At 31.3% G+C, this 16,249-nt stretch carries 16 protein-coding genes; 8 read left to right on the top strand and 8 right to left on the bottom strand.

Annotated features, from left to right (window positions below):
- Positions 1–81: 81 nt before the first annotated feature.
- The 5 genes from HZC47_02715 to HZC47_02695 form a co-directional block, all read right to left on the bottom strand.
- On the bottom strand, positions 82–618 hold the full coding sequence (locus tag HZC47_02715) for a hypothetical protein (GenBank protein MBI5679792.1): 537 nt from the start codon (positions 616–618) through the stop codon (positions 82–84).
- A gap of 60 nt (positions 619–678) precedes the next feature.
- A complete protein-coding gene (locus HZC47_02710; GenBank protein ID MBI5679791.1) occupies positions 679–2,340 on the bottom strand; it encodes a PAS domain S-box protein in 1,662 nt (553 codons plus the stop codon).
- 248 nt (positions 2,341–2,588) lie between these two features.
- Positions 2,589–4,190, bottom strand: coding sequence for a metallophosphoesterase (locus HZC47_02705; GenBank protein MBI5679790.1), 1,602 nt, complete (start codon positions 4,188–4,190; stop codon positions 2,589–2,591).
- Between the two features lie 120 nt (positions 4,191–4,310).
- Positions 4,311–4,475 (bottom strand): hypothetical protein, encoded by a 165-nt coding sequence (locus tag HZC47_02700; GenBank protein MBI5679789.1) that lies wholly within the window; start codon positions 4,473–4,475, stop codon positions 4,311–4,313.
- A gap of 165 nt (positions 4,476–4,640) precedes the next feature.
- The gene (locus HZC47_02695; protein MBI5679788.1) at positions 4,641–5,633 is read right to left on the bottom strand and encodes a CPBP family intramembrane metalloprotease; all 993 of its coding nucleotides are present in this window, start codon (positions 5,631–5,633) and stop codon (positions 4,641–4,643) included.
- A gap of 175 nt (positions 5,634–5,808) precedes the next feature.
- On the opposite strand from HZC47_02695, the gene HZC47_02690 reads away from it, so the two are divergent.
- Positions 5,809–6,966 (top strand): tRNA (guanine(26)-N(2))-dimethyltransferase, encoded by a 1,158-nt coding sequence (locus tag HZC47_02690; protein ID MBI5679787.1) that lies wholly within the window; start codon positions 5,809–5,811, stop codon positions 6,964–6,966.
- Between the two features lie 32 nt (positions 6,967–6,998).
- Here HZC47_02690 and HZC47_02685 read toward each other — a convergent pair whose 3' ends face one another.
- Together HZC47_02685 and HZC47_02680 are read right to left on the bottom strand one after the other, a co-directional pair.
- Entirely contained in the window at positions 6,999–8,615 is a 1,617-nt protein-coding gene (locus HZC47_02685) for a hypothetical protein (GenBank protein MBI5679786.1), read from the bottom strand.
- A 115-nt stretch (positions 8,616–8,730) separates the two neighbouring features.
- Positions 8,731–9,435, bottom strand: coding sequence for a hypothetical protein (locus tag HZC47_02680; protein ID MBI5679785.1), 705 nt, complete (start codon positions 9,433–9,435; stop codon positions 8,731–8,733).
- Between the two features lie 381 nt (positions 9,436–9,816).
- Between HZC47_02680 and HZC47_02675 the strand changes: the two genes are divergently transcribed.
- The 6 genes from HZC47_02675 to HZC47_02650 all read left to right on the top strand — a co-directional run bounded on the left by HZC47_02675 (position 9,817) and on the right by HZC47_02650 (position 14,551).
- Complete coding sequence (locus HZC47_02675; GenBank protein ID MBI5679784.1) at positions 9,817–10,497, top strand: DUF4013 domain-containing protein; 681 nt, start codon at positions 9,817–9,819, stop codon at positions 10,495–10,497.
- Between the two features lie 173 nt (positions 10,498–10,670).
- Positions 10,671–10,949, top strand: coding sequence for a hypothetical protein (locus tag HZC47_02670; GenBank protein ID MBI5679783.1), 279 nt, complete (start codon positions 10,671–10,673; stop codon positions 10,947–10,949).
- Between the two features lie 12 nt (positions 10,950–10,961).
- The gene (locus HZC47_02665; protein ID MBI5679782.1) at positions 10,962–11,429 is read left to right on the top strand and encodes a DUF4013 domain-containing protein; all 468 of its coding nucleotides are present in this window, start codon (positions 10,962–10,964) and stop codon (positions 11,427–11,429) included.
- A gap of 192 nt (positions 11,430–11,621) precedes the next feature.
- On the top strand, positions 11,622–12,119 hold the full coding sequence (locus tag HZC47_02660; GenBank protein MBI5679781.1) for an Lrp/AsnC family transcriptional regulator: 498 nt from the start codon (positions 11,622–11,624) through the stop codon (positions 12,117–12,119).
- An 86-nt stretch (positions 12,120–12,205) separates the two neighbouring features.
- Positions 12,206–13,123 carry a prenyltransferase gene (locus HZC47_02655; protein ID MBI5679780.1) on the top strand — a complete coding sequence of 306 codons (918 nt, stop codon included), beginning with the start codon at positions 12,206–12,208 and terminating at the stop codon, positions 13,121–13,123.
- 24 nt (positions 13,124–13,147) lie between these two features.
- Positions 13,148–14,551, top strand: coding sequence for an MFS transporter (locus tag HZC47_02650; protein MBI5679779.1), 1,404 nt, complete (start codon positions 13,148–13,150; stop codon positions 14,549–14,551).
- A 31-nt stretch (positions 14,552–14,582) separates the two neighbouring features.
- Here HZC47_02650 and HZC47_02645 read toward each other — a convergent pair whose 3' ends face one another.
- On the bottom strand, positions 14,583–15,062 hold the full coding sequence (locus HZC47_02645; GenBank protein ID MBI5679778.1) for an HIT family protein: 480 nt from the start codon (positions 15,060–15,062) through the stop codon (positions 14,583–14,585).
- Positions 15,063–15,220: 158 nt separating this feature from the next.
- Between HZC47_02645 and HZC47_02640 the strand changes: the two genes are divergently transcribed.
- The gene (locus HZC47_02640) at positions 15,221–16,240 is read left to right on the top strand and encodes a histone deacetylase (GenBank protein MBI5679777.1); all 1,020 of its coding nucleotides are present in this window, start codon (positions 15,221–15,223) and stop codon (positions 16,238–16,240) included.
- Positions 16,241–16,249: the final 9 nt, after the last annotated feature.

Raw genomic sequence — 16,249 nt, 5'->3', positions numbered from 1 at the left:
TAGAATATAAATTATTTTATTAAAAAATAAATATTAATTTCACTTAAAAATTTTTACTGACTTAAATACTCCTTAAATCATCTAAAAAACATTAATTTTATAAATATCTGTTTTAATGTCATTAAAAAGTTTAGCCACATCTTCAGGCCCTAAATTACTTTTTAAAATATTATAAGCATCCATCTGGAGCATGTTTTCGCTTAAAAGGATTCTAAGGTTTATATTTTCAATTCCACCTTGTTTATATTCTTCCAAAACTGCAAGGATAACTTCTTTAACTTCCAGGCCATATTGACTTATTTTATCATTATGCAATTTAATATACTGCTCTGCCCTTTCATCTCGCGTTAATAAAGGTGATTCAAACACTATATTTGCAATAACATCAAATGTGTCGGATTTATCCAATTTTTCAGTTTCTTTTATGAAATTAAGATCAATATGAACTTCTTGAAGTATATCTATGAATTTACGCCTTTTACTGTCATCAATCCATAGAACTTGCAGCTCTTCAATGGTTGGTACTTGTTTTTCAATGAATTTCCTTGTAATTATCTTGTATTCAACGTAAGTGATTTTTTTACCGTTGAATTCAATTTCTATTTCCTTATCTGACATAATGAATCATCTGTTATGTAATCTTCATGTTTATAATTCTATTTAAACTATATTTTAAAGTTAAACTCTCTCTTTATATTTTAACTCTTTAAATGTAATAGTAAATTCAGTTCCATTAATTCTATTAATCTCAATTTCCCCGTCAAGCTGACTAACCAGATTATCAACGAGTTGTAATCCCAGTGTTTCTGCTTTAGAAATATCTAAATCTTCAGGAATTCCCATCCCATTATCTCCCACAATAAGTTTAAAATGGTCTTTTTCTCTGTAAAGTTCAATATGTATTTCATATTCCTCTTTGGGGATTGAAGCTGATTTATCTTCAGTGAGAGAAGGAAAAGCGTGTTTAATTGAGTTCATTACCAGCTCATTTACAATTAAACCACATGGAATTGCAGTATCAATGTCAAATAGTATATCACTAGTTTCTATTTTAGGAGTGATACCTCCATAAGAGGCATATGTTCCCAATAGGTTTAAAACTAAGCTTCGGATGTATTCTCCAAAATTGATACTTACCAAATTTTCAGACTGGTACAATTTTCCATGAATAAGTGCCATTGACTTTATACGGGCCTGACTATCTTTAAATATTTCAACAACACTTTCATCTTCAATATTTCCTGACTGAAGATTTAATAGACTGGACATAATCTGTAAATTATTTTTAACTCGATGATGAACTTCTCGAAGGAGCAGTTCTTTCTCTTTAAGAGATTTTTTAAGAACTATTCGTGATTGTTTACGTTCTGTAATATCTAAAAGAGAAACTAATCTTTTTTTAGTTCCAGGAATTAGTGCAACTGTAATGAAAACATCTTTAACTTCCCCAATTTTGTTAAAAAATTTAAATTCATAATTTCGGGGAACATCTTCAGGTTTAAACACCTTATTATATTTTTCCATTCGTTTTATATCTTCTTTATCAACAACAAAATCCATCCAGCGCATTTTACCTTCAACTTCTTCTTTAAAATAACCGGAAAGGCTTTCAAATTCTGAATTAACCAGAGATATTGTTGTATCTTCTTCAATTATTACTGTGGCAGTCCCTGTATTTCCAAAAATGGTTTTATAATAAGCTTCAGATTCTTTAAGCGCTTCTTCAGCCTTTTTACGTTCAGTTATATCTTCAAAAACAGTTGCAAAATGGCCCTTTTTGGGACAAAATACAGATATAAAGAAATGTTTATCCATAGGTTCAAAATAAGTTTCAAATGAGTCAGATACTCCAGTATTAGCGACTTTGGCATATATATCAATGTATGGCGGTTTTCCCGTGCCATAAATCTCAGATGCTTTTTTATCTAAGATTTTTTCTTTCTTAACTCCAATTATATTTTCATAGGCATTATTTACATCGATTATAATATAATCCACTGCTACGCCTTTATTATCAAATATTAGATTATGTAAGGCAACGCCCTCATTCATAGAGGAATACAATTGTTCGTATCTTGATTCACCCTCTTTCAATGTTTCCTTAGAATGTTCCATAGAAACTAACTGTCTATATAAAAGAACATAAATCAGAATAGATGTGATAATAACAAATAAACTTCCTTTTAAGCTTGCCATTCCAGTTAAAAACTGGCTATTTGTAATATAAGTGCCTAAAAGCCGATCTGAAACCAAAATCCAGATTATGCCAACTATAAAATAAATTAAAGGTATTTTAATTGCATTCCACTTGGGACTATTTTGGCGTTGGGATTTTTTCATCAGCATCCATTATAAATTCTATAATCATTTATTAATGGTTTATAACTATTAAATATTTTTTATCCTAATTATAAAATTAATCAGTTAACATAATCATCAAGTTGTAAGAAAAAAATATGCAGAATCAATTTAATCTGGATGAATCTAAGACAAGGTGGAAAAAAATGATTGAAAAAATGGGTGAAATGAAGGTAAAGTGGTGGATTCAGCCTGGGAATGGATAAAAGAATAAAATGAAAAATTAAATATTATTTAATATTGGTGAGTGCTTGTGACTCTAATTTTTTAATATCACCACTTGGAGAATATTGATACAAGCTAACATAAGCTAGAGCTGAATCTTCGCTTTTTGGAGGTACAACAACTACAAATGTCATAGTACATTTATTTTTATCTATCCATGTACCTGAATTTACATAGACTTGTTTTTCTTCTTTTTCATTGAAAGACGTTATTACCCGTGCCTCATGAGAATGTCCAAATATAACAATTCTCTTATCAGAATCCGGATTTTTAAAGAATTGGACACCTGATTGCTCATCAAGATGACTTGCAAAAGCTCCCTTCAGGACTGCTTCATCAGTCGGAATTTTAACTGAAACTAAATTGTTACTTTGTCTCTCATCCCAGCCTTCAATAATCCCCTTATACAAATTAACATCAATATAATCATCTTCTGAGTTTTGATAGGGTAAAACATCAGCTATAGCATAACAATCACTGAATCCATCGATACCCGTATTTATGGCCTTTTTAAAGAGTCCCTCTTCTACAGGGAAATCACTGATGAGGCCTTTCCACACATTCCAGTAAAGGAAGTAAAAAAATTGGACTTCGCCCAGATCATTTTTTTTAACTGGCGGAAATGGAATATCCAGTTTAGGGCGGCCCTGTACAACTGAACTGGTGGCCATTCGAGTAAAGAAGTATCCTGGAGGCAATATAGTATCAGTTTGAGTTAAAGATTGGTTGGAATAATCTGGGGCGCAGTAAAAATTGTATCTATGTCCATGTTCAATGACCAGTTCCGGGAAATCAGTTGGAGTATGTGCACCCAATCCTCTCACGTCACGGCTTTGAGATATTCCGGGCATGATACTTTGAATATCTTCAGAATTTATTAATATATCATGATTTCCAGGTACGTAGGTGACTTTTACATTATCCTCTTTTATTATATTGTTAAAAGCATCAAAAACTGGTTTATTATTAGAAGCTACGGCTTTAGTGAAGTCTAGCTGGGTTTTTCCATTGAATGTGTCTAAATGCATGGGGATGAACCATTCATCAATCAAATCACCAGCTATTACCAGTTCTTTTACATTAGGAGAAGTTCTAATATGTTCTAAAAAATTAACCAATGCATCACGATTATGGGTGAGTTCAGCATAAGCGTCATTGGCCCCTAAATGGAGATCACTTATACATATTATCAATGATCTTTCATTATTTAAATCTGAAATTCCTTCTGAATTTAAATTAAAAGAATAGTCCACTGCAAAATAATTAACAAATTCTTCTCTTATCGATGCTCCATTAACAGATTTTACATTGCCAGTAATGGAAAGTTTATATTCTTCACCTTCAGAAAATGCTTCAGATTTACGGATATAAAGAACAGATTGCGAATTCTTGTCAACATTTATTTTAACATCTATTTCTTGTTCTTTCCCATCAGATTTAAGTTTATAAAGTTTTATTCCATCCCTAACAGTACCCATATCTAAATCTTCACTGAATATTAATTCTATACGTTCTGCAGAATCAATAACAGATGGATCTTCCACTTTATCACTGAAAAGAATGTTCGTTTTAACATTTAATGATTTAACAGTTTTTTTAGAATTCAAAGAATAAACCCCATTTTTTTTATAATAGTTAATTTGATGAATCTTAGATAATTAATTTTCTTTATTATTTTCTAAAAAAATTCAGCTATCATTAATTTATTCGTTAACCTAATCAGGAACTTAAATTAAAACATAATGAATACTTCTGCCCTTTCCTTTTCTCTCAATTACTCCTAAATCAATCAATTTAGAAATTTCATTTTTTGCTGAGGTATCAAAAAGTCTAAACATCTCCCTGATGTCTTTATTAGTAATTTTACCATCAGCAATAATTTTTTCAACCATCAACATCTACCTTTTATTTAAAGTAACCCTGCCTTTTTCTTAAGAACTTTAATGTTCTTACTTAAATCAATAACTCTTTCTTTAACTGTTTTTATACTGGTGGCCACACCATCGTGAAATATTCTAAATAATATAAAAAAGGAAGATAAACCATAAAAATCTTCTTTAATTAAGTTCTGCGTCTTTCCATTTAAATATTGCCAGTAATTTATCCTTTTTACCCCAAAATATGATTGTTATTGCAATTAACGCAACAATAAATGACCATAATATGCTACTGTAGGGATCGTATGGTGCTGTGAAGACTGATGGCACATTCCCCAGCACGCTATCTTGAGTGCTGACTATTAATGATGCATAAATGTTGTTTATAACGTGCATCCCTGTAGCTGTTTCAATACTGTTTTCACCCAGAGTAATTACACCAAACATCAACCCAATTATAAGTGTTTCGGCAACTGCAAAGCCACTTACTGTCCCGTTTGGTCCGTTCAAAACATGCATCAATGCAAATAGAATAGAAGTAGCTAAAAGAGGCATGATAGGCTTTTTACTTAATAATCCGATTCCTTGCATTAAATATCCTCTAAAAAACACTTCTTCAAAGGATGCTTGAATTGGAAATGTTATTAAGCTTATAATTAAAAGAATTCCAAATGCACCCAGATTAAAAGTAAATTTAAACTCGCCAGGATTGGTTAAAATAGATATAACTGTGAATATACTTAAAATAGCAAGCCATAACCCTGCTCCTTTAAGTATTCTCCTCCAATTAATCTTGGATTCTGTAGTAATGAATGATATGAACTTTTTTTTGTGAATGAATCGTGTGAAAATATAAAAAATTGCGTAGGATGCTGCAAAGCTCACCAACGTTAATGGCAATAGGAGGAATGGATTATATAAATAGCTTGTAAAATCAGTTGAAATTCCATTTTGCATGATCAAGAATATAACTAAAACAATTCCACCTACAATCCCTATTAACACTTGTACGCCCCATGTTGATAGGATTGTAATCAGATATATCCACCAATTGTTTTTACCTTGATATGCATTGTTTAAAAAGTTTTTTGATGTTTTTAAGGATGAACCACACACTGAGCAGTATTTAGCATCTTCATCATTATTATGTTCACATTTTGGACATGCTTTCATTATTTCACTTGATTCGTTTTTAAATAATTCAATTATCTACCATTTGCAGTAATATATAATAAAAATAAATGGCAGGAGTATAATAAAAATTATCTTGTTATAACATAAATAAATATATGAGGTTTTATTTACTTTAAAATATTTAAAATCACTATTTATTCATCAGGTTAAAATTATGGACATTAAAACTATTCACGAAGGACTTGTGGAGATAAAAACTCCTGAATTTCATAAGATATCATCAAAAGCACCAGTTTTTTATAATCCTGCAATGGAATTAAACAGAGACCTATCTATACTTGCAATAAAAACTTTTGAGCAGGAATTAGAGCAAGAAATTAGTATATGTGACGCTTTCGGCGGAAGTGGAATTAGAGGAGTAAGATATGCTCGAGAAATAGACAACGTTTCTAATGTGGTTATAAGTGACATAAATCCACTGGCAATTCAATGTGCAAAGGAAAATATTGAAATAAACAACTTAGACAATGTTAAAGTTTATAGGGAAGATGCAAATATTTTACTTAGAAAATGCAGGGGAAAATTTGATGTTGTAGATATAGATCCATTTGGAACACCATCCCCCTTCATTGAATCTGCAGGAATAAGCTTAAAAGCCGGTGGAATGATTTGTGCAACCGCAACAGACACATCTGCACTATGCGGAACATATAAAGAACCATGCATCCGAAAATACAGTGCTAAACCTCTTAAAACAGAATATTGTCATGAGATTGGAATCAGGATTCTTGCAGGTTTCATTGCACGAACTTTATCCAAATATAAAAAGTGCATTGAAATGAAATTCGCCCACAGCAGCGAACATTACATGAGAATATATGCAACCATATCCAAAGGAGCTAAAATTACTGATGAATCCTTAAAAAACATAGGATACATACTGCACTGCGATAATTGCCTTAATAGAGCTGTCGTTAAAGGATTTGCACCATTAACACCCGCAAAATGTCCTGTTTGCAGTAAAAACTTTAAAATTGCAGGACCTCTATGGTGTGGGAATATCTTAGATTCTACTTTTATAGATGGAATGATAAAAAATATGGAAACTACAAAGATAAATCAAGAAAAAAAAGCATGTAAGTTACTTAAAATGACCCAAATCGAATCAAAAGCACCCCCTACCCATTATGATCTTCATGAAGCAAGTAAAAATTTAAAAATAAGCGCACCTCGTTTGGATGATGTTTTAGACTCACTTGAAGAAAGAGGTTTTTTTGCATCAAGAACTCATTTTAAGCCCACTGGAATAAAAACAGATGCCCCCGTAACTGTTTTAAAGGAAATAATCACAGCGCTCCATATAAAGGATTAAACTTTTTTTTAGTTAATCATGGACATTATAGTTTATTTCCATGAGGTTAGAGCGGCTCTTAGAATTGCTGCCTTAATCTTTTCAAATTCAGGAACTTTAGGATCGAGATATGGAAGCAAATAATATTCTTTCTTGTAATATACAGCCGGTAATTTGACAAATCCATTCTCTTCAGCATATTTAATAAATGGCTGCTGTACTGTTGTGCCTGCAGGATTAGTACCATCCCCTGATAGGATAATTATTAGTTCAGGATGGCTTTTTTGAAGATAATCTTCTGTTGCAAACCCATTTTTAGCAATGAACTTGTCATTCAATCCTGCCATATCTATCTGGTTCCAGTTAGAAAAATATGGCAGCGAACCTGAATCTATGCTGGCAAATGTCAAATTAAGATCAGAAAATTCATTTAATTCTGTCCCTAAACTCACATAGGACACTGGAAACCTTTCACTACAATTATTTAAGTAAGAATAATCAGATACAAAGCCCAAGTTAGACATTAAAAGTAAAAATACTATTAAAAATCCTGCATATTTTGATAATTGCTTTAAATTCTCTATTTTAAAGGAATTTTTCATTTCATGTAACAACACGACTAAAGAAATACCAGTCAGTATGTAGATCAGTACAAATGATGGATAATAAAATCTCTGGGCGTAATTCATGTAAAGCGATGAAAAAACATATATTATGTCTGCAAAGATGATTGTTGTGGCCATTGTAATCAATATAACACGCAATCGTTTGTATATCCCTTCCCTGTCATAGAAAATAGGTTCTATTCTATTAATAAATGCAATTAAAATCACTATTAATAAAGGAGCTATATATTTAATGGCCTCGCTTAACTTGTAAATACCGCTTCCAATACTTCCATTAGTTACCGTTTTTACTAAAAAAGGTAAAGGGAATATTTCATTAAAATAATACATTCTAAAGGCCATATATATGGCAATTGGGAATAAATATACTAAAATAAATGGTAAAATTGTTTTTATTTTACTTTCATCAACTTTATTTTTGTTTATAACCATGAAATATATTAAAATAAACAATCCCATTGAAATTAACATGCCTTCTGGCCTTAAAATGCTACAAATTAGTGATATGAATGCAAAAAAGTATAAAGTTTGTTTATTGAATGATTTAATTAGTTTATATGATAAGTAAGATAAAATAAGTACAAATAATGTATACGGCATAGTTTCTAACCCTGATACTGTATGTATCGCAGTTGCAGGGTTTATAAGAAGGAGTGCTGCTGCAATAGCAAATGCTGCTGAATATAATTTTTTATCATGAAATACTTCAGTTGCTATTTTCCAGTAAATATACAGTGTTCCGATTAAAGCCCCTATCCCTATTATTTTTGTAAATAAAACAGGATCCATGTTTAGTTTTATTAAAACAGATGCAATAATAACCCATAAAAAGTTACTGTAACCTTCTACTGGCGATTCGCCCACATTCCACACAATTCCAAAACCTTGAGCTAAATGTAACGCATATCTAAAGGTTATATACGCATCATCCACTGTAAATTTCCAAATATAAGCTAAAAGCGCCAGGAAGATTATAAATGAGATTATAAGACACGCCCATGAACTTTTATTAAGTTCAAGCCCCATATTTCGTCCATTTTTCATAATAATCATCCGTATAAACAGAAAACGTGTAAAAATTTAGTTATGTACTGTAAAAAAATGATTTTAAGATGAATACAACCTTAGTATCCATCAAATTCCACTATTTCTGCTTTTTTTACTCGTAGTTAATCATATTGGCGTTATAATAATATTGAAGTTCTGCGGCATGCTGTAACTCAAAGTTCCTGTAGGGTAAACTGAAGTAGGGATATAACATCCCTTTAATAGTGTAGTAGTAAGCAGGTATTATCCCATATTCTCTTGTCACTATCTGGAAAAATAGAGGATATCCACAACCTTGATTCAACATAACATTGCCTTTGGATACAGTTCCGTGCCAAACCATTGGAATTGGGCCTTTCTGGTTGTGTTGTTTTGCTAATTTGTTTACATATGCCATTGCGTCATCATAACTGTTGAAAATCTTTCCATCCATTTTATATTTGTATCTACCGTCAGGTATTCCAAATATAGCCACTTTAAGTGAATCCCACCATTGAATTTGATCATGTGACCCGGGGAGTGATTGAGTGTCTATAAAAGCCATTTCTATTATGTAAGTATCGCCTTCCATGTAACTACGGTAGTTTGAACTCCCTCCAAAATGAACTACAAGAGCACATTTGGAACCTCTATCCTCTGCATATTTTGCTAAAAGCTCTGAATGAGGATGTCCAGGATACATATCGGGATTTGCTAATTTAATGAATCCTAATCTCCCCACCGGCTCAATTGAGCCATTTGCACTTGCAACATAAATATAACCTCCCAGTAAAAGAAGGATTACAAAAAATACTATTCCTACTATTCCCCATCTCAATTTGTTCACCTATATGCCCTATAAGACATTATTTTTAAAACCATGAAATCTTCATTAAAACGTTGTTTTGACTTAAATTTTAGATTATTCCATCTTTTCATATTAAACATAAAAATTTTTAATAAATAAAAGATCGTTAAATATCATTTTACGTTATGGTTATTAAATTTTATTATACTTACTAGATAATGGCATTTTTAAATAATTCCTAATAAAATTTTATACTGAAAATTGGTATCAAAAATAAAATTAGATTAAAAATATATTATGATTTATAATATTTAAACTTTGTTATTTTTTCTAAATATGGAGATTTATATAAATAGAAACCCATATATAATAACTGGCTTTAGCCAAAAAAAGAAAGAAGGAGGAAAAAATATGGATATCGTAGAAAATATAACAGAGTCTATTAAATATCCCTTGGCTGATTGGGTAAAAATAGTTATTTTAACAGTTATCTCTATAGTCCCTATAGTAAACTTCATGAGTACAGGATATTATTTAAGGATTATAAAATCAACCCTTGCCGGTGTAGACGAAGTTCCTGAGTTCGATAACCTCGGAGAACTATTTATTGATGGTATAAAGGTACTCATTGTGGGCATTGTTTACATGATTATACCAATGATTATATGGCTTGTGGCATTACTACCTGTATTCTTAGCACTATTATCAGGCAGTCAATCCAGTGCAATTGCCGGTTTATCGTCTATTCTTACAATAGTCCTTATGCTAATAGCTTTCATTGTAACCATTATAATGAGCCTATTAGTCCTTCCAGCTATTGTTAACATGGGCTTATACGACGGTTCAATTGGAGCAGCATTCAGATTCAGCGAAGTAATGGAAAAAATATCCACCATCGGATGGGGAAGCTATATACTCTGGATAATAGCAATATGGATAACTATGATGATATTAGGTTTAATCATAGGCATAATTGGATTTATCCTGCTTATTATCATAATAGGCCCTCTACTGTGGATTTTAGGTGGAGCTTATTTAACAATGTTCCAGGCTAGATCTGTTGGTTTATTATTTGCTTCAAGCATTGAATAAGCAAGAAACAAAAAAAAATCTAAATAAACCACTTTTATTTTTTTTATTTTTTTAATAACTTTTATACATAGCTTACAATGTCACTCTTTTTTGAAAAATAAAGTTTTATATAAATGAAATTAATATAATAACTTATTGGCTTATGCCGAAAAAAGAAAAACGGAGGAATAAATATGGATCTTTTTGAAATGATACAAGATGCAGTTATATTTCCATCATCTGACTTGACAAAAGTAATCACCATAGGGATTTTCCCAGCAGCAGCAGCACTAATTACGCTATTGTTATTGTATATTGGCATATCTATGGGGAGCTTAGCAGGTATAGGTGTGACAGCGATTATAGGAGGCATACTATCTTTAATAGCATTTTTATTTGTAGGTGGATACGCTTTTAGAACAATTCAATCAACTATAGCTGGATCAAATGAACTTCCTGATTTAGAAGACTGAGGCAAACTATTCATAGATGGTATTAAAGTTGCAGTCGTAGAATTTGTATACTTATTAATCCCTATTATAGTGTTTATTATTGGCGCAGGAGCTTCTATTTTAGCTGGAGGAGCATCTGAAAGTATATTTGCTTTTGCTGGAGGACTTGGTTTAACAGTCCTTATCGCCGGATTACTTGCAATAATTTTCGAACTAATAGCAGCGATTGCAATAGCAAACATGGCCTTAAATGATGGTAAAATAGGTGCAGCATTCCAATTCAGCGAAGTAATGGAAAAAATATCCACCATAGGATGGGGCAACTATATAGTCTGGTACATATTGATGATCATTGTAGGAGCTGTGGTTAACTTTATAGGCGGCATTATTGGTTGGATACCTTACATCGGAGGAATTATTGTTGCTTTAGTAGTTTATCCCTACATGTCTCTAATATATGCGAGAGCACTGGCCCTTTTATTCGGAACTACTACAGAATAAACACAGAAAAATAATAAAACGTATACTCTTTTTCTTTTTTTATTTTTATTGACTGTTAATTAAATTTATAATATTTTTAGTGGATACATCCATTTAAATCCCAGTTTTTATAAGAATATGCAACTTATTTAAATAATAAGTTGTAAAAGTGTAAACATTGTTCATTAATTCTATTTCATAAAAGAATATGTTGTGATAAAAATGGATGAGAAATCAATTAAGATCGACGAAATTGACAAAAAAATCCTTAATTTACTGAATAAAGACGGAAGAATGTCTTATAGGAAAATATCGCGTGAACTTAGCATATCAGTAGGTACAGTTCACAATAGAGTAGATAAATTCATTAAAACAGGGATTATCAAAAAATTTGTTCCGGCTATAGATCATTCCAAGCTCGGTTATAAATTAACCACCGTGATTGGAGTTAGGGTTAAAGGAGGAGTTTTAAGGAACTGGGAGAATAAAACAGCCTATCATAAAAACGTTGTTGGAATTTATGATGTTACAGGCGAATTTGATGCCATATTACTGGCAAAATTCAAAGATACAAGTGAACTTGATGCATTTGTTAAAGAACTCTTAAAAGAACCAGATGTTCAAAGAACTTACACTCAAACTGTTTTAAATATTGTAAAAGAAGATATGGGTTCTACAGAACTTCTAAATGAAGATAAAAACATATTTTAGGTTTATACAAATTTTACTCAAAGAATTAAAAGCTGATATGGCTCATTTATTTTTTTTACATCCTTCCTTTTTTTAGGAGATTATGCATGAAAACTGATAAATTAATTAAAATCATAAAACTCGGGCGTTTTCAGTTTATTTTTGGCGGTTTTTTATATTTTTGCCTTGGAGCATTCTTCGCAGTTTTATTGAATGCAGAATTTGCTTTAAATAAATTTTTACTCGGTTATGCTATTTTCTTTACGGCACATCTCTCCATGCACTACAGCAACGATTATTTTGATATGGAGGCAGATAAACATGGCAAAACAAGTCAATTTGCTGGTGGCAGCGGAATTCTTATAGAAAATCCTGAACTTAAAAACTTTTCAAAATGGTTTTCTATTACACTATTAAGTCTATCATTAATTTTCGCTGCAGTATTTGTTGCCATATTTTCATATTCCATTTGGTTCTTCTTATTTGTAGTGTTTGGTAACCTTTTAGCATGGTTTTATGCTGCTCCTCCAATAAAGTTATCTTATAATGGTCTTGGAGAACTTGCAACAATTTTTATAGGCTTCATGATGCCTGGTATGGGCTATTTAACATTAATGGGAACAATAAACATGTCTTTCGTTATTTTCTCAATACCCTTACTGCTTTATCAATTATTATTCATTACTGCTGTCCAAATTCCAGATATGGAAGGAGACAAATTAGGAGGTAAAATCACCTGGATCGTCAAAAAAGGACGTATATTCGGATTTAAAACAATAGCAGTTGCCGGATCATTAGCCACTTTTTCTTTCATTATTCTTTCCATTACCAATTTGTATCCAATTATCATAAATTTCAAAGTTATTGCATTTCTTTCGATAATCCCTCTTGCTTTTGCAATATTGAGTTATTTAAAGAAATCTGAGGATAGAATTACTGCTACTAAACTTGTAAACCAGAATCTTTCATCATTAATCCTATTTCTAGCTATAACCAACTGCTACTTTGTTTATCTCATTGTATAACTTAATGATTTAAATGCTTCAGAAATGTTTGGAACTAATAAAATGAAAAATATTGAGCTTAAAAACACAGTTCTAATCACGGTGATGCTTGGATCTTTTCTTATACCATTTATGGGAACATCACTCAATATTGCACTTCCTTCAATTGGTATTGAATTTGCATTGAATGCTATTTTATTAAGCTGGATTCCAACTGCTTTTATTTTAGCCAATGCTGCATTAATACTTCCTTTTGGAAGATTAGCAGATATATACGGTCGAAAAAAGATTTTTTTATATGGAGTTATAACCTATACATTTGCCTCATTTCTTGCTTCAATTTCCCCTTCAGGCATTTTACTCCTTATATTTAGTTTTTTACAGGGAATTGGTTGCTCAATGATTTTTGGAACAGGGGTAGCCCTTATTTCTTCTGTTTTTGATCCACAAGAAAGAGGAAAGGCTTATGGAATTTATGTGGCTTCAGTTTATACTGGAATTTTCAGTGGATTAATATTGGGCGGTTTTTTAGTTCAACAGTTCGGATGGAGAAGTATTTTTATTTTTAACATTCCTTTTGGTATTTTATTAATATCAATTATTTTATTGCAACTTAAATCAGAGTGGGCAGGATCTAAAGGTGAAAAATTTGACATTATAGGTTCTGTACTCTTCTTTTTTATAATAATCTCCTTGATGCAGGGATTTTCAGCATTTGCAGATGGAAATTTTGGTAAATATTTAATGTTAGCTGGAATTTTAGGGACTATTGTTTTTTTAATATATGAAAATAGGTTAGAATACCCTCTTTTAAAATTATCTGTCTTTAAAAACAAGATATTTACAATTTCAGTAACATCTATTTTAATAATTAATCTTGGAACCACTGCAATGACTTTCTTATTGAGCCTTTACCTTCAATATCTCAAACTGCTAAGTCCAAATGCTGCAGGAATCATATTAGTTTTGCAACCACTTGCTGTAGCTATTCTATCCCCTTTTGCAGGTAGAATATCAGATAAAGTTGATACTCGCATAATTGCCTCAATTGGAATGGCAATTACAACAATTGGATTATTTTCATTTATTTTTTTAAATGAAAACACTCCATTATATTTTATTATTTTAGGCTTGATTCTTGTTGGAACAGGATTAGCTCTTTTCTCATCTCCTGTAACGAATACTGCCATGAATGTTGTTAATAAAAATATTTACGGAACTGCATCTGCAACAGCTTCAACAATGGTATTTATAGGACAAACACTAAGTATGGGTTTTGCAATCATTATATTTTCTTTATACATCGGAAACGTCCAGATAACGCCACAATATTACCCTTTATTTTTAAAAAGTCTGAATATTGCTTTTATTGCCTATACCCTGGTTTGTTTTGTGGGACTAATTATATTAAGTTTTATGGGTAAAAACAGCGAAAAACAGGTTAATTGAATTGTTTATAAATAATAGAATCAATTTATGTTCAATTAATCTCATTGAATTCAAAATTTCCCCTTATCTTCTCAATGATTTTTCTTCTTACATATTCAGGGATTTTACGGCTTTTTTTCCGTGATTTCATTGTGCTAAAGCCAAAACAAGGGTCCTCAAATATAATACCTTCAAAAAAGGTTTTATTTCGATATCGTGGTATGAAATGCCAGTGAACATGAGGATTTGGAGGGTCTTTAAGGTATGATGAATTCATTAGGCATCCCCAGTTAAACATGGTTGAATCAAATGACTTTTTAAGTGCTAACTGCAAATTCTTAACAATTTTACTTAATTCTTCCCATTCTCCATTATTAAGCCCTGATAAATCCCCTTCATCCCGTTTTAAAGCCACAACACATGTACCCAGATTATTTTGGTCAGGTGCAAGTAAAATTAACCAGTATTTTGACTCAAATATTAAGTCTCCATAATTATTTTCCTTTAACTTTTCAAAATATTTACATTCCATGTTTGATCTTATCCCGGATGAGTTAATATTACTAATTATATCCATTTACTCTTTTTAATAATTGATCTAAATTAACACATTTTTATAATATGAAATTATTTATTATTTAAACTATATACCTTAATCAATCCACTATTAAATTACAAAATGGTGTTTTTATGACTGCACTGATTTATTCAGACGAATATAAAAAGCACGATACTGGAAATCATCCTGAAAATCAGGGAAGGCTTAATGCAATAATGAGTTCTCTGAAAAATGAGGGAATTTTAGATAAAATTGATATAATCTCTCCAAAACCGGCTACAACTGCTGATCTTTTAAGGGTTCATTCTAAAAGCCATGTTGAAGAGGTTAAAAGTTTATGCGAGAGTGGGGGAGGATATATAGATTATGATACTTTTGCAGCGCCTGAAAGTTACGAAATAGCAAAGCTTGCAGCTGGAGGTGCTATTCAAACTGCTGATTTTGCCCTAAAAAATAATGAAATTGCTTATTCTGTTGCACGTCCTCCTGGACATCATGCAACATCTGATAAATCCATGGGATTTTGCATCTTTAATAATCTTGCAATAGCCCTGGAATACTTGAAAGCTGTGCACAAGATTAAAAAGTTCTTGATTTTTGATTTTGATGTCCATTATGGTAATGGAACTGCAGAAATATTTTACAACGACCCTGATGTTCTTTATATATCCATTCATCAAGATCCAAGAACTATTTTCCCTGGATCTGGATTTATAGAAGAAACTGGTAGTGGAAAAGGAGAGGGTTATAATTTAAATATTCCTATGGCTCCAAGCTCAACTACTGATGATTATATTTATATTTTAGACCAGATTCTTGAGCCTGTTGCCTCTAAATTTAATGCTGATTTCTATTTTGTTGATGTAGGCTTTGATGGGCATGTAGATGACCCTCTTTCAAGCATGGCCCTCACTGATGACTTTTATGGATATATTGCAAATAAAATGAAAAACATTGCTGGAAATATGGCTTTAATATTAGAAGGAGGCTATGATCTAAATGCACTTTCAAGGTGCAACGTTAAAATGATAAACACATTAAATAATATAATGACTGAAGATTATTATAAACAAGAATTAAATGTTTCAGAGAATACCCAAAATACATTCAATAAAATAACTGATGTATTTTCCCCATTTTTTGAATTCTAATTAACTGGT

This window comes from Methanobacterium sp., assembly GCA_016222945.1.
GTDB lineage: Archaea > Methanobacteriota > Methanobacteria > Methanobacteriales > Methanobacteriaceae > Methanobacterium_D.
This window is presented reverse-complemented; position numbering and strand designations above follow the sequence as displayed.

What these genes read in the sequence shown, in the direction of transcription:
- HZC47_02670 (MBI5679783.1), top strand. Translation starts at nt 10,671, where the DNA reads ATGGATCTTTTTGAAATGATACAAGATGCAGTTATATTTCCATCATCT.
- HZC47_02710 (MBI5679791.1), bottom strand. Translation starts at nt 2,340, where the DNA reads ATGAAAAAATCCCAACGCCAAAATAGTCCCAAGTGGAATGCAATTAAA.
- HZC47_02655 (MBI5679780.1), top strand. Translation starts at nt 12,206, where the DNA reads ATGAAAACTGATAAATTAATTAAAATCATAAAACTCGGGCGTTTTCAG.
- HZC47_02715 (MBI5679792.1), bottom strand. Translation starts at nt 618, where the DNA reads ATGTCAGATAAGGAAATAGAAATTGAATTCAACGGTAAAAAAATCACT.
- HZC47_02640 (MBI5679777.1), top strand. Translation starts at nt 15,221, where the DNA reads ATGACTGCACTGATTTATTCAGACGAATATAAAAAGCACGATACTGGA.
- HZC47_02695 (MBI5679788.1), bottom strand. Translation starts at nt 5,633, where the DNA reads ATGAAAGCATGTCCAAAATGTGAACATAATAATGATGAAGATGCTAAA.
- HZC47_02650 (MBI5679779.1), top strand. Translation starts at nt 13,148, where the DNA reads ATGTTTGGAACTAATAAAATGAAAAATATTGAGCTTAAAAACACAGTT.
- HZC47_02700 (MBI5679789.1), bottom strand. Translation starts at nt 4,475, where the DNA reads ATGGTTGAAAAAATTATTGCTGATGGTAAAATTACTAATAAAGACATC.
- HZC47_02645 (MBI5679778.1), bottom strand. Translation starts at nt 15,062, where the DNA reads ATGGAATGTAAATATTTTGAAAAGTTAAAGGAAAATAATTATGGAGAC.
- HZC47_02685 (MBI5679786.1), bottom strand. Translation starts at nt 8,615, where the DNA reads ATGAAAAATGGACGAAATATGGGGCTTGAACTTAATAAAAGTTCATGG.
- HZC47_02690 (MBI5679787.1), top strand. Translation starts at nt 5,809, where the DNA reads ATGGACATTAAAACTATTCACGAAGGACTTGTGGAGATAAAAACTCCT.
- HZC47_02675 (MBI5679784.1), top strand. Translation starts at nt 9,817, where the DNA reads ATGGATATCGTAGAAAATATAACAGAGTCTATTAAATATCCCTTGGCT.